General features: G+C 45.7%; 16 protein-coding genes. 15 read left to right on the top strand and 1 reads right to left on the bottom strand.

Annotation, left to right across the window (positions count from 1 at the left end; genetic code table 11):
• Positions 1-59: 59 nt before the first annotated feature.
• From sleB to fni, 7 genes are all read left to right on the top strand, one after another.
• Positions 60-926 (top strand): spore cortex-lytic enzyme, encoded by an 867-nt coding sequence (gene sleB / locus ICW23_RS06185; RefSeq protein WP_016939118.1) that lies wholly within the window; start codon positions 60-62, stop codon positions 924-926.
• Between the two features lie 24 nt (positions 927-950).
• Positions 951-2,300 (top strand): germination protein YpeB, encoded by a 1,350-nt coding sequence (ypeB, locus tag ICW23_RS06180; protein ID WP_016939117.1) that lies wholly within the window; start codon positions 951-953, stop codon positions 2,298-2,300.
• A gap of 87 nt (positions 2,301-2,387) precedes the next feature.
• Complete coding sequence (locus tag ICW23_RS06175) at positions 2,388-3,044, top strand: flagellar brake protein (protein ID WP_188154175.1); 657 nt, start codon at positions 2,388-2,390, stop codon at positions 3,042-3,044.
• Between the two features lie 46 nt (positions 3,045-3,090).
• A complete protein-coding gene (locus ICW23_RS06170; protein ID WP_016939115.1) occupies positions 3,091-3,267 on the top strand; it encodes a YpfB family protein in 177 nt (58 codons plus the stop codon).
• Positions 3,268-3,345: 78 nt separating this feature from the next.
• Positions 3,346-4,020, top strand: a complete 675-nt coding sequence (gene cmk, locus ICW23_RS06165; protein ID WP_064779066.1) for a (d)CMP kinase — start codon at positions 3,346-3,348, stop codon at positions 4,018-4,020.
• Positions 4,021-4,248: 228 nt separating this feature from the next.
• A complete protein-coding gene (gene rpsA, locus ICW23_RS06160; RefSeq protein WP_045925476.1) occupies positions 4,249-5,397 on the top strand; it encodes a 30S ribosomal protein S1 in 1,149 nt (382 codons plus the stop codon).
• 14 nt (positions 5,398-5,411) lie between these two features.
• On the top strand, positions 5,412-6,461 hold the full coding sequence (gene fni, locus ICW23_RS06155; RefSeq protein WP_095241733.1) for a type 2 isopentenyl-diphosphate Delta-isomerase: 1,050 nt from the start codon (positions 5,412-5,414) through the stop codon (positions 6,459-6,461).
• A gap of 31 nt (positions 6,462-6,492) precedes the next feature.
• Here the strand turns inward: fni and ICW23_RS06150 are convergent, their stop codons facing one another.
• A complete protein-coding gene (locus ICW23_RS06150) occupies positions 6,493-6,624 on the bottom strand; it encodes a YpzI family protein (protein ID WP_003153429.1) in 132 nt (43 codons plus the stop codon).
• 76 nt (positions 6,625-6,700) lie between these two features.
• Between ICW23_RS06150 and ICW23_RS06145 the strand changes: the two genes are divergently transcribed.
• The 8 genes from ICW23_RS06145 to folE all read left to right on the top strand — a co-directional run bounded on the left by ICW23_RS06145 (position 6,701) and on the right by folE (position 14,209).
• Positions 6,701-7,303, top strand: coding sequence for a YphA family membrane protein (locus tag ICW23_RS06145; RefSeq protein ID WP_188154174.1), 603 nt, complete (start codon positions 6,701-6,703; stop codon positions 7,301-7,303).
• Between the two features lie 190 nt (positions 7,304-7,493).
• A complete protein-coding gene (gene der / locus ICW23_RS06140; RefSeq protein ID WP_016939109.1) occupies positions 7,494-8,804 on the top strand; it encodes a ribosome biogenesis GTPase Der in 1,311 nt (436 codons plus the stop codon).
• 17 nt (positions 8,805-8,821) lie between these two features.
• Positions 8,822-9,859: an NAD(P)H-dependent glycerol-3-phosphate dehydrogenase gene (locus ICW23_RS06135; RefSeq protein ID WP_049628700.1), complete on the top strand. Its 1,038-nt coding sequence runs from the start codon at positions 8,822-8,824 to the stop codon at positions 9,857-9,859.
• Between the two features lie 318 nt (positions 9,860-10,177).
• Positions 10,178-10,381, top strand: a complete 204-nt coding sequence (locus ICW23_RS06130) for a DUF2768 domain-containing protein (RefSeq protein WP_003153435.1) — start codon at positions 10,178-10,180, stop codon at positions 10,379-10,381.
• Between the two features lie 19 nt (positions 10,382-10,400).
• Positions 10,401-11,135 (top strand): hypothetical protein, encoded by a 735-nt coding sequence (locus ICW23_RS06125; protein ID WP_016939107.1) that lies wholly within the window; start codon positions 10,401-10,403, stop codon positions 11,133-11,135.
• A 185-nt stretch (positions 11,136-11,320) separates the two neighbouring features.
• The gene (gene spoIVA / locus ICW23_RS06120; RefSeq protein ID WP_003153438.1) at positions 11,321-12,799 is read left to right on the top strand and encodes a stage IV sporulation protein A; all 1,479 of its coding nucleotides are present in this window, start codon (positions 11,321-11,323) and stop codon (positions 12,797-12,799) included.
• 372 nt (positions 12,800-13,171) lie between these two features.
• Positions 13,172-13,450, top strand: coding sequence for a non-specific DNA-binding protein Hbs (gene hbs / locus ICW23_RS06115; RefSeq protein ID WP_003153447.1), 279 nt, complete (start codon positions 13,172-13,174; stop codon positions 13,448-13,450).
• Between the two features lie 186 nt (positions 13,451-13,636).
• The gene (folE, locus tag ICW23_RS06110) at positions 13,637-14,209 is read left to right on the top strand and encodes a GTP cyclohydrolase I FolE (RefSeq protein WP_016939106.1); all 573 of its coding nucleotides are present in this window, start codon (positions 13,637-13,639) and stop codon (positions 14,207-14,209) included.

Below are 14,209 nucleotides of genomic sequence, written 5' to 3'. Positions count from 1 at the left end.
TAACCTCGTGACAGACAATACGGATACACTTTAAATTTTGCTGGAGGAGGCTTGAAAAGATGAAGTGTAAAGGAGCGTTTATGGCTTGTCTCATTCTATTTTCATTCGCCGCCGCTATCTTCGATCATGAAACGGCCCATGCGTTTTCAAATCAAGTGATTCAAAGAGGCGCAACGGGTGATGATGTTATAGAATTGCAGGCCCGTCTGCAATATAACGGATTTTATAACGGGAAAATCGATGGTGTTTACGGCTGGACGACATACTGGGCCGTACGGAATTTTCAGGAGAAATTCGGCATGAAGCCGGTTGACGGCCTCGTCGGTGCGAAAACCAAGCAGGTGCTGATTTCAAAATCAAAATACTACCGCGAATATGTAATGGAGCAGATTCAAAAAGGGAATACGTTCACCCATTATGGCAACGTTCCTTTAAAAAACCAAACGAAACCGTCAGCCGGCGCCCAGAAGTCTGCTGGAACGAATAAGCCCGCTCAAAAACCGCAAAACAATACAGGCGGTCAGTCAAATCAAAAGCAAAATACGACAGCGGCCAATATGCCGGGCGGTTTCTCAAACAACGACATCAATCTTCTGGCGCAGGCTGTGTACGGGGAAGCGCGCGGTGAGCCGTTTGAAGGACAGGTTGCCATCGCCGCTGTTATTTTAAACCGTATTAAAAGCCCGTTATTTCCGAATACGGTGGCCGGCGTCATTTTCGAACCGCTCGCGTTTACCGCTGTTGCCGACGGCCAAATATATATGCAGCCGAATGAAAGAGCAAAAGAAGCAGTTCTTGATGCGATTAACGGCTGGGACCCTTCTGAAAACGCGCTTTATTATTTCAATCCTGATACGGCGACAAGCAAATGGATTTGGGGACGTCCGCAGATTAAACAGATCGGAAAACACATTTTCTGTGAGTAAAAGTACGAAAAATGAGGTGTTAACATGATTAGAGGAATCATTATCGCTGTTCTCGGTGTCGCGATCGCCGCAACCGGGTATTGGGGATATAAAGAGCATCAGGAAAAAGATGCGGTCCTTCTGCATGCGGAAAATAATTATCAGAGGGCATTTCATGAACTGACGTACCATGTAGATCAGCTTCACGACAAAATCGGGACGACGCTTGCAATGAACAGTAAAAAATCTTTGTCTCCGGCGCTCATTGATGTATGGAGAATAACATCTGAAGCTCATAACAATGTGAGCCAGCTGCCGCTGACTCTCATGCCTTTTAATAAGACGGAGGAGTTTTTATCCAATATAGGAGATTTCAGCTATAAAACATCGGTCCGGGATTTAGATCAAAAACCGCTTGATAAGAAAGAGTATACAACACTGAACAGCCTGTACAAACAGGCGGAGAACATTCAAAACCAGCTGCGCAGCGTTCAGCATCTCGTCATGAGCAAAAATCTGCGGTGGATGGATGTTGAGATGGCGCTCGCCTCTGACAAAAAACAAAGCGATAATACGATCGTCGACAGCTTTAAAACTGTCGAAAAAAATGTAGGCGCTTTTTCTGAAGACAGCACCAGCCCTACGTTTACAAGCGCAAACACAGAACGAAAAGGTTTTACGCATCTGAAAGGAAAACAAATTACAGAAAAAGAAGCAGTCAAAATCGCGCAAAGGTTTGCGCCTGATCATAATTATTCCATTAAAGTGGTAAAAAGCGGCCGGAAGACGAATCGGGACGTATACAGCATCCGCATGAAAGACGCCGACAGCAAGTCTTTTATCTATATGGATATTACCCAAAAAGGCGGACATCCGGTCTATTTAATTCAAAAGCGGGCCGTGAAGAAACAAAAGATCAGCCTCAATGAAGCATCTAACCGGGCCGTCGCGTTTTTAAAGAAAAACGGTTATGAAACAAAAAATCTCGAAATTGATGAAAGCGCGCAATATAACAACATCGGCGTCTTTTCTTTTATTCCCGTTGAGAAAAACGTCCGTATTTATCCGGAAGCCATCCGGATGAAGGTGGCGCTGGATGACGGTGAAGTCGTCGGCTTCTCCGCGCGTGATTATTTGGCGGCGCACCGCACGAGAACAATTCCGGCTCCGGCTTTATCGGCTGATGAAGCGAAAGCGAAGCTGAATAAAAATGTTGAAGTCCGGGAGACGCGGCAGGCATTGATCACGAATGAACTTGGCCAGGAAGTGCTTTGCTATGAAATGCTCGGGACGATCGGGAAAGACACATATCAAATGTTCATCAATGCGGACGATGGAAAAGAAGAAAAAATAGAAAAATTAAAAAGTGCAGAACCTATATATAAAGACCTATAAAAATAAAGGAGGAAAGGACTAAAAGTCTTTTCCTTTTTTTCATTACATGCTTTAATAAAAGCATAAATAATGAAAGAGTGAAGGCCCATGATAGCTGTCGGAGATTATATTTGGATTGAATACATAGAGAACAATGAGTTCAAAAAAGCGAGGAGTAAAGCAGTCAGTATTGAAAGCGGTGAACTGTACATCTCATATCCCGTCGATCTGGATACGGGACGGACGGTCTTTTTACACAAAGGGTTGGAGATAACAGCTGAATTTATGGGGAACGGCCAAGTGCCTTATCAATTTAAAACCATAATTAAAGGGAAGAAAAAATATCCCATCCCGATGATCGGACTGGATATTCCCCCTAAGGAAGAAATGAAGCGGATTCAAAGACGCCGGTACGTCCGTGCAGACGCTGTATTGGATGTAGCCGTCAAAATGGAAGCGGAAAAAACCGCCTTTCAAACGGTTTCTTCTAATATGAGCGCCGGCGGAATTGCAGTTGTGCTGCCTGAACATATTTCCGCGGAACCGGGTGAAAAGCTGCATGTTTCGTTTTCTCTTTCCGAAAAGGAAAATACAGCGGATATAACGGCCGAGGCTGTTACCCAGCGGGTTTTTTATGATGAAAAGGCGGCGAAACGAAAAATGACGCTTGAATTTACAGACATCGACCCCGTGTCTCAGCAGCATATACTCCGATACTGTATGCGCGCGCAGCTGCAGCAGAGAAGAAACCGTCAGCCGGAATAAACTGCAGCGCACTTTTCCATACTAATCCTAATGGAGGTGCGCGTGTATGAAAACATTTGAACGTCTGCTGGTCAAATTGGTCTGCATTCAGCTCGTTATTTTGGGCGCGGTACAGTTTTTGCTTCATTATCAGCCTATTGAACCTTATATTTCGAAAGCTGTGAAATATGAAGGAGTGGATAAAATGGAGAAAAAAGAATGGATTGAAACGGTAAAGCGGTAAATCGTCTCAATTTTTTCGCCCCTTTTCGGACAGTTCATGATACAATCCATAGAGGAGTATAGAGCAAGGAGAGAGATTATGGACAAGAAATTATCAATTGCAATCGACGGTCCGGCGGCTGCCGGAAAAAGCACCGTTGCTAAAATAGTGGCTGAGAAAAAATCATATGTGTACATTGACACGGGAGCGATGTATCGTGCCATTACATATACAGCGCTCAAGCAAAATGCCGATTTAACGGATGAAGCCGCGCTCACAGAGCTTTTGAAGCGTACGGAAATTGAGCTTGTATCCGCTCCGGAAGGACAAATCGTTCTGGTAAACGGTGAAGATGTAACAGAAGAAATCCGAAAAGACGAAGTCAGCAACCAAGTATCTATCGCCGCCAAGCATAAAGGCGTCAGAGAAGAAATGGTGAAAAGACAGCAGCAGCTCGGAGAAAAAGGCGGCGTCGTTATGGACGGCCGTGATATCGGAACTCACGTGCTGCCTGATGCGGAAGTGAAAATTTTCCTTTTGGCGTCCGTAGAAGAAAGAGCGAAGCGCCGATATGAAGAGAATAAGAAAAAGGGCTATGACGTGAATTACGAGACGCTCATTGAAGAAATTGCAAGACGCGATAAACTCGATTCAGAGAGGGAAGTTTCCCCGCTGCGCAAAGCGGATGACGCGATTGAAATCGATACGACGTCACTGGGCATTCCCGAAGTCGCAGGAAAAATTCTGGAGATCGTTGAACAGAAATCACGTTAACATCGGGCGGAGCTCATTTTAATTTTTTTCAAAAGACAAGATGTTATTGCTTGACAAACCAGTCCTTTTATTAGAAGTTAATACTAATAAAACTTTTTATTGATCATTCAAAATCTTTTTTTGGATGATTCTTTAATACATATTCGGCTGAAAAGCGGACATTCACATGTTTAGCTTTCAAACCGTTTTAATTAAGCTGTGTAGGTTTGGACCAAGGAGGTTATTCAAATGACAGAGGAAATGAATCAAATTGATGTTCAAGTGCCAGAGGTTGGAGATGTAGTAAAAGGGATTGTGACAAAGGTAGAGGACAAGCATGTAGATGTCGAAATTATCAATGTCAAACAATCCGGGATCATTCCAATCAGTGAATTATCAAGTCTTCATGTAGAGAAAGCATCGGATGTCGTAAAAGTTGACGACGAGCTTGACCTGAAAGTAACAAAAGTGGAAGACGATGCTTTGATTTTATCTAAACGTGCCGTTGATGCTGACCGCGCTTGGGAAGACCTTGAAAAAAAATTCGAAACAAAAGAAGTGTTTGAAGCTGAAGTGAAAGATGTGGTGAAAGGCGGTCTCGTCGTTGATATCGGCGTTCGCGGCTTCATTCCCGCATCACTTGTCGAAGCTCATTTCGTCGAGGATTTCACTGACTATAAAGGGAAAACTCTCTCTCTTATCGTCGTTGAACTTGACCGTGATAAAAACCGTGTGATTCTTTCACACCGGGCTGTAGTGGAAAAAGAACAGACAGCCAAAAAGCATGATTTTCTCCAAACGCTTGAAGTTGGAAGCGTGCTTGAAGGAAAAGTGCAGCGCCTGACTGATTTCGGCGCGTTTGTCGACATCGGCGGAATCGACGGACTTGTTCATATTTCGCAGCTGTCTCATTCACACGTCGAAAAACCGTCTGACGTCGTGGAAGAGGGACAGGACGTAAAAGTGAAAGTATTGTCCGTAGACCGCGATAACGAGCGCATTTCTTTATCTATTAAAGAAACACTGCCGGGACCTTGGAGCCAGATCGGCGAAAAGGTGAAGCAGGGAGATGTGCTTGAAGGAAAAGTGCAGCGCCTCGTAAGCTTCGGCGCCTTTGTGGAAATTCTTCCCGGCGTGGAAGGACTTGTGCACATTTCGCAAATTTCCAATAAACATATCGGAACGCCGCATGAAGTGCTTGAAGAAGGACAGACTGTTAAAGTGAAAGTCCTGGACGTTAACGAAAGCGAAGAACGCATCTCCTTAAGCATGCGTGAGCTTGAAGAAGCGCCGAAAGCCGATCAGGAGGACTTCCGTCAATACCAGGCGAAAGAAGAGCCGAGCACAGGCTTCCAGCTTGGCGATTTAATCGGAGACAAGCTTAATAAATTAAAATAAATTGGTGATAAAACGTGACACGAGCAGAACGCAAAAGAGAACATATAAATCATGCGCTGTCTACCGGCCAGAGCCGGGAAACGGGGTTTGATGATATTACGTTTGTTCATGTCAGCCTGCCAGACCTTGCATTGGAAAAAGTGGATATCTCAACGAAAATCGGCGGACTCACAAGCAGTTCGCCGATTTTTATCAATGCGATGACAGGCGGCGGCGGACAGCTTACATACGAAATTAACAGGTCACTGGCAAGAGCCGCGCGCAAAGCCGGCATGCCGCTGGCTGTCGGTTCGCAAATGTCGGCACTGAAAGATCCCGCTGAACGGTATTCCTACGAAATCGTCAGAAAAGAGAATCCGGACGGTTTAATATTTGCGAATTTAGGCAGCGAGGCGGACGCCGAACAGGCGAAAAGGGCAGTTGATATGATTGAAGCAGACGCCCTCCAGATTCATTTGAATGTGATTCAGGAGATCGTCATGCCTGAGGGGGACAGAAGCTTTACGGGCGCTCTCAGCCGCATTGAGCGGATTTCCGATGGAGCGGGAGTGCCCGTTTTTGTCAAAGAAGTCGGCTTCGGCATGAGCAGGGAATCGGCACGGCGGTTATTTGATGCCGGGGCGGCGGCCGTTGATGCCGGCGGATACGGCGGGACAAATTTCTCTAAAATTGAAAATCTGCGCAGAGAGAAGGCGCTTCAATTTTTTAACACGTGGGGAATTTCTACAGCCGCAAGTTTAGCGGAAATCCGTTCGCTTTCCGCTGATCAATCCGTTATCGCATCTGGAGGGCTGCAAAGTGCGCTGGATGTCGCCAAATCGATTGCTCTCGGCGCATGCTGCGCGGGAATGGCGGGCACATTCCTGAAAGCTCTCACCTCAAAAGGAGAAGAGGGTCTTTTTGACGAGATGACGGCGCTTTTACAAGAGCTCAAAATGATTATGACCGTCCTTGGGTGTCAAACGGTCGCCCAATTGCAAAAGGCGCCTTTGGTCATAAAAGGTGACACACATCACTGGCTTTCTGAACGGGGAATTGACACATCCCGTTTCAGCCGACGTTAAAAGGCATGCGGACCCGCATGCCTTTTTTGCTTTACGATTTTCTTTTTCGGAATTCCCCGTTTTGCTCGAGGCTTGTCGCTCCTTTATGGTGAATCGAATCGTCGCGGTCCGATTCCACTCGGCGGGAGGCTTTCAGTTTTTTCTCCTGTCTGTCTTTTCCCATCATCATCCGCTCCTTTCAGGATAATTGGTTTAAAAAATGCGTTCCCGCTCCATACTGATCAAAGGAGGAGCGATTTATGGAACCGTTTTATTATTACTGGTCGATGTGGTTTTTATGGATACTTGCGACTTTTATTTTTGCCAAAACGAAAAGCCGTTTTTACGTATCAGTCTTTATTTTGACTAATATGATGGCAAGCATACATCAGATGACCGCTTATTTTACACTGAACGCGGCATATGTCATGTTTTTTGCTGCCGCATTTGTTTACGCGGGGAGTCTCGGCATGCATAAGCGGCTCCGTAATGTCCTGATTCATCTGACGGCTGCTGCAGCGTACAGCTTTATCTTTCTTTTTGCATTATATGATCCCGTTTGGTTTATCATAAAACCTGAGTGGGCGGCTGTCATACTGCTTACCGTTATTACGGTTTCTGTTGAGGGGCGATTTCCTGAGAGGCTTTGTCTTTTTGTTCTCGGCATGTGCCAGGGAGAGTTATTGTATTCGGCGGTCATTCACAAAATTGCAGGCGCGGCAGCCGTCGGCGGCTATCAATGGCTTTCAGGCTGCTCGGCGGGAGTGATTCTGCTTATCGGGCTGACTACCTATGAACAGCTTGCGGCGCGCATCAGCCAAAAAAGCAAAAAGCAGGGCAAAGGGGCCACCAAAATGTCTTGAAAACGGACGGAGACTGTTGCATGAATGCGAAACATTTCGAAGAATACATTGTGATCTCGGTGAAAACTGATATAATAAATGAGTTAAGCCCTTCTGTTTGAAGGGTTCTTTTCATAGCGAAGATGATTTTAATAACCGGTTGAACAATTTTTGTGAAAATGTAAGCGGCTGGATTGAAAGGAAGGGTACTATGGGTAAACCTGTCGTAGCCATTGTCGGAAGACCGAATGTGGGAAAATCCACAATCTTTAACCGGATTGCGGGTGAAAGAATTTCAATAGTAGAAGATACCCCCGGAGTGACGCGGGACCGGATATACAGTTCGGCGGAATGGCTGAATTATGATTTTAACCTGATTGACACGGGCGGAATTGACATCGGAGACGAACCGTTTCTGACACAGATCCGCCAGCAGGCCGAAATCGCCATGGACGAGGCTGATGTGATCATCTTTATGGTGAACGGCCGCGAAGGTGTAACGTCTGCGGATGAAGAAGTGGCAAAAATATTGTACCGGACGAAAAAACCGGTCGTATTAGCCGTTAATAAATTAGATAATACCGAAATGAGAGCGAACATCTATGACTTTTACGCGCTCGGTTTTGGAGAGCCTTATCCGATTTCCGGTACTCACGGTTTGGGATTGGGAGATTTGCTCGATGCTTGTGCCGAGCATTTTAAAAACATTCCCGAAACGAAGTATAATGATGATGTCGTTCAATTCTGTCTGATCGGCCGTCCGAATGTCGGAAAATCCTCTCTTGTCAATGCGATGCTCGGCGAAGAGCGGGTTATCGTGAGCAACGTGGCGGGAACGACGAGAGACGCTGTAGATACGGCATTCACTTATAACCAGCAGGAATTTGTGATTGTTGACACGGCGGGTATGAGAAAAAAGGGAAAAGTATATGAAACAACAGAAAAATACAGCGTACTTCGGGCATTAAAAGCCATTGACCGCTCAGACGTCGTCGGCGTGGTACTGAACGCTGAAGAAGGCATCCTTGAGCAGGACAAGCGGATCGCCGGATATGCCCATGAAGCAGGTAAAGCCGTCGTCATCGTCGTAAACAAATGGGATGCCGTTGATAAAGACGAACGCACGATGAAAGAATTTGAACAGAATATACGGGAGCATTTCCAATTTCTCGATTATGCGCCGGTACTGTTCATGTCGGCACTGACGACAAAGCGGATTCATACACTCATGCCTGCGATTATTAAAGCGAGTGAAAACCACTCTCTCCGCGTGCAGACAAATGTCTTAAATGACGTCATCATGGATGCGGTCGCCATGAATCCGACTCCGACGCACAATGGCTCCCGTCTGAAAATTTATTATGCGACTCAAGTCGCTGTTAAACCGCCGAGCTTCGTTGTTTTTGTCAACGATCCGGAACTGATGCATTTTTCTTATGAACGCTTTTTAGAAAACCGAATCCGTGATGCTTTCGGATTTGAAGGTACGCCAATTAAAATATTTGCAAGAGCAAGAAAATAAAAAGGTGTGATACAGAGATGAAAAAAGTGGCAATGCTTGGAGCGGGAAGCTGGGGCACTGCACTTTCTTTAGTGCTGGCTGATAACGGACATCAAGTCATGATGTGGGGGCACCGTGCCGAATTGATCGATCAAATCAACGGGCTGCATGAAAACAAAGATTATCTGCCGGGGGTGGAGCTGTCAAGCTCTATCATCGGCACAGCTGATTTAAGCGAGGCTTTAAAAGGAGCTGACTTCATCATTGTGGCGGTTCCGACAAAAGCCATTCGGGAAGTGCTGAAAAAGGCTCTGCCTTACATCCCGAAACAGTCGATTTTTGTTCATGTCAGCAAAGGAATTGAGCCGGATTCGCTTCTCCGCATTTCTGAATTAATGGAAGAGGAGCTGCCTGAGGAGTACAGAAAAGACATTGTCGTGCTTTCAGGGCCTAGCCACGCTGAGGAAGTCGGATTGAGACACCCGACGACTGTTACATCATCTTCAAAAAATATCGAGGCTGCAGAAGCGGTTCAGGATCTATTTATGAACCAGCATTTCCGTGTCTATACCAATCCGGATATGATCGGTGTTGAAATAGGGGGAGCGTTAAAGAACATCATCGCTCTGGCAGCGGGAATTACAGACGGGTTGGGATACGGAGATAACGCAAAAGCGGCCCTGATCACCCGCGGTCTTGCTGAAATCGCCAGACTCGGCACAAAGATGGGCGGAAATCCTCTCACCTTTTCCGGCCTGACTGGCGTAGGCGACTTAATCGTGACGTGTACGAGCGTCCATTCCCGCAATTGGCGCGCCGGCAACCTGCTCGGCAAAGGGTACAAGCTGGAGGCTGTCCTTGACAAGATGGGAATGGTTGTTGAAGGCGTGCGGACGACGAAAGCGGCGTATCAGCTTTCTCAAAAATACCAAGTGAAAATGCCGATTACAGAGGCGCTTCACCAAGTGTTATTTAACGGGCAGAAGGTAGAAACGGCTGTAGAATCTTTAATGGCCAGAGTGAAAACCCATGAGATGGAAGACTTGGTCAACACATTCGAAAACCGGGTGAAGTGACAATAACATGCCGTCTGCATATTCTGAAATGACGAAAGTCCAAAACGCGGAACTCTCCGGCTGAAATCGCTTAAAACATTTGCTGATTTAGGCAGAAGAGGATGCAGACGTACGCATCTACGCATACTATAGCATCGAAGTCCAAGAGAGTGTATCTCAGACGTATAGGTGAATATAGTCAACTTGACTGAAGCAAAGTCCCCCTCTTTGCTTCAGTTTTTTTGTTTTTTCAATAGATGGAAAACCTGTTGATCTTTTCAACATTTGTATATTAAAATGAAATATAACGCTTACAATGATGGGACGGGGGGCACGGACGTGAGTGTGGCATTGATGAAAATGTGGTTTGCGCTTGGTGCTATGGGATTAATGTTTGTTGCGGTGGCCTCTATTTATGTCAGCAGGTACAAAGTGAAAAACAAGCTGATCAAAGCAGCAGTTTCTTCGCTCGCTTATGCCTGTATGGTCATCTCGGGATTGATCGTGTTAATGGTCGTTTTCAGCGGGCCTGTCAATGAATAAGCAAAAAAGGGGGCGCGGAATGCATAAGATGAAAATGGCCGTCATAACGGCATTTGCGGTGCTTCTGCTGTCCGGCTGTCTGTATCCTGAAGCGGAAAAAACTGAAAATAAAGTATCTTACAAGCATCAGCTTCAGCAGGTTCAAGCGGCAGTGGATGAGTTTAAAAAGGCGAACGGCGGACTTCTGCCGATTCAGACAAAAGATATGAAAACACCGATCTATCAAAAATATCCGATAGATTTTAAGCGGCTCGCGCCCAGATATATAGAGGAGCCGCCGGCATCAGCTTTTGAAAGCGGAGGAATGTACCAATACGTGCTTGTCGATGTGGAAAATAAGCCTACCGTGAAGCTGATCGATCTCCAAATGGCTGAGGCAATCCGCGATATGAAGCTGCGTGTTAAAATGTATCAGGAAAAACATACATATCCGCCCTATGAGGATGCCGTTTCAAAAGGGCTGTTCACTTTAAATAAAAAGAAGCTCGGCATGAAAGACACTCCTTCAGTCAAAAGTCCGGTTTCAGGCACGTCTCTTCCGCTTTTAATCGGCGCTGACGGAGAAATCTATGCCGACTATCGCGTCGATCTCGCCCGCTGTCTGAAAGAAAACAAAAAGAAAATCAGACCGGGCGCGGAAATTCAGGATATTTTATGGAAAGAGACGCCTTTCGTCCCGGCCTTTTCAGTCACATACACCGTAAATGAAAAACAGGAACCCGTTTTTTTAGAAAGTAAAACGAAACAGGAATGAACCTTTCTCCCGCGCATACAAATAGGGAGAAAGGTTTTTTTGATTCCGATAGAAAAGATTGCCTGAAAATTTTCTAAAGATGTCATATTGAAATAGGACAACGTCATACACATATAGTGTCCTGTATTTGATTGAAGAATGGTGAATGAAAAATGATAAGGATAGGAAGTCCGGGAGGGGATCACTTGGAAAAGGTCGATATTTTCAAGGATATCGCTGAACGAACAGGAGGCGATATATACTTAGGAGTCGTCGGCGCTGTCCGTACAGGGAAATCTACATTCATTAAAAAATTTATGGAGCTTGTGGTGCTCCCGAATATCAGCAATGAAGCCGACCGAGCGCGGGCGCAGGATGAGCTTCCGCAAAGCGCAGCAGGAAAAACGATAATGACCACAGAACCAAAATTTGTTCCGAATCAAGCCATGTCCGTACATGTGGCGGAAGGGCTTGACGTCAATATCCGTCTTGTGGATTGTGTGGGATACACGGTTCCCGGTGCGAAGGGGTATGAAGATGAAAACGGCCCGAGAATGATTAATACACCATGGTACGAAGAACCGATTCCCTTTCATGAAGCGGCGGAGATCGGTACGAGAAAAGTCATCCAGGAACATTCCACAATCGGGGTCGTCATTACGACGGACGGCTCAATCGGTGATATTGCGCGGGGCGATTACGTAGAAGCGGAAGAAAGAGTCATTGACGAGCTGAAGGAAGTCGGCAAACCGTTTATTATGGTCATCAACTCGGTGAAGCCGTACCACCCGGAAACAGAAGCGCTCAGAGCTGAATTAAGCGCGAAATATGATATCCCCGTTCTCGCCATGAGTGTTGAAAGCATGAGGGAAACAGATGTGTTAAGCGTTCTCAGAGAAGCGCTTTACGAGTTCCCTGTGCTGGAAGTGAATGTCAACCTTCCGAGCTGGGTCATGGTGCTGAAAGAAAATCACTGGCTCAGAGAGAGTTACCAGGAATCAGTGAAAGAAACCGTAAAAGATATCAAACGACTGCGCGACGTCGACCGGGTTGTCGGCCACTTCAGTGAATTTGAGTTTATCGAAAGCGCCGGATTGGCCGGAATTGAACTTGGCCAGGGTGTCGCAGAAATTGATTTATACGCGCCGGATCATTTATACGACCAGATTTTAAAAGAAGTAGTGGGCGTCGAAATCCGCGGGAAAGACCACCTGCTTGAATTAATGCAGGACTTCGCCCACGCGAAAAAGGAATATGATCAGGTTTCAGACGCGCTGAAAATGGTGAAACAGACCGGCTACGGCATTGCAGCCCCGGCCTTAACGGATATGAGCCTTGATGAACCGGAAATCATCAGACAGGGATCAAGATTCGGAGTAAGGCTGAAAGCGGTCGCCCCGTCCATTCATATGATCAAAGTGGATGTGGAAAGTGAATTCGCGCCGATCATCGGGACGGAAAAGCAAAGCGAAGAGCTTGTCCGCTACTTAATGCAGGACTTTGAGGATGATCCGCTTTCGATCTGGAACTCCGATATTTTCGGAAGATCATTGAGCTCGATCGTGAGAGAAGGAATCTCGGCGAAACTGTCGCTTATGCCGGAAAATGCGAGATATAAACTGAAAGAAACGCTTGAAAGAATTATAAACGAAGGCTCAGGCGGCCTGATCGCCATTATTTTGTAAGCTGAAGGACCTCTTCCTGAAACGGGGGGTCTTTTTTTGTCTTTTAGATACTGGAAATCAATCAAGGATTAGGAGGAAAAAAGCAAAAAAAGGAATATTTGTTCGGTAAAACACGCGAAAACCTTGACGAGCAAGGGATTGGGGCTTTAAAATGCTTGATATGGCTTTTTATATGTGTTACTCTACTTACAGAAAATCTTCACTTTGTTGGACAAACATTCCTCAAAGTGTCTGTTTTCTTTTGAAAAGCCGTTTACTTGTCTGTTCTTCCCTGCTTTGATTTTTTATAAGACAGGTTTAGAATCAGGCTGAACTGTGAAGAAATGATAATAAACTGCTGAATTGATACCCTTTTGGGAGGAGGTGAAAGGCATGAACAAGACAGAACTAATCAATGCGGTTGCAGAAGCAAGCGAATTGTCTAAAAAAGACGCTACAAAAGCAGTTGATTCTGTTTTTGATACGATTTTAGATGCACTTAAAAATGGTGATAAAATCCAACTGATCGGTTTTGGTAACTTTGAGGTGCGCGAGCGTTCTGCACGTAAAGGACGTAACCCGCAAACAGGTGAAGAAATCGAAATCCCTGCAAGCAAGGTACCTGCTTTCAAACCAGGTAAAGCTCTTAAAGACGCTGTTGCAGGAAAATAATTGTGAATATAGATCGTGTATGCATCTGATACATACACTTTGTTTCTTCACAGAAAAGCCCCTTGATAAAGGGGCTTTTCATATTTAAGCAGCCTCGGTCTCCGGGCAGGACTTTCGTTTTGCTTTTGGCGCGTCAAATGTGCTAGAATCGAAATTAAATGTATTCAATGGTGGAGGACACAGACAATGAAAGAAGTTAATAAAGAACAGATTGAACAGGCAGTTCGCCAGATTTTAGAGGCGATTGGAGAAGACCCGGACCGGGAAGGTCTTTTAGATACACCGAAACGCGTGGCGAAAATGTACGCGGAAGTATTCTCGGGGTTAAATGAAGACCCGAAAGAGCATTTCAAAACCGTTTTCGGCGAGGACCACGAGGAGCTTGTTCTTGTAAAAGATATCGCGTTTCATTCTATGTGTGAACATCATCTTGTTCCTTTTTACGGAAAAGCGCATATTGCCTACATTCCGCGCGGCGGTAAAGTGACAGGCCTGAGTAAATTGGCGCGTGCAGTGGAAGCCGTTTCAAAACGCCCGCAGCTGCAGGAGCGCATTACTTCAACGATTGCAGAAAGCATCGTAGACACCTTAGATCCCCACGGCGTCATGGTTGTCGTTGAAGCTGAGCATATGTGCATGACGATGAGAGGCGTAAGAAAGCCGGGGGCAAAAACGGTAACTTCCGCTGTAAGAGGTATTTTTAAAGATGACGCTGCGGCGCGTTCCGAAGTGTTAGAACATATTAAACGTGCGGATTAA

The sequence above is a fragment of the Bacillus sp. 1021 genome (genome assembly GCF_014534735.1).
Taxonomy (GTDB): domain Bacteria; phylum Bacillota; class Bacilli; order Bacillales; family Bacillaceae; genus Bacillus; species Bacillus siamensis.
Note: the sequence above shows the minus strand (reverse complement) of the source record. Positions and strands in the feature narration are given on the sequence as shown.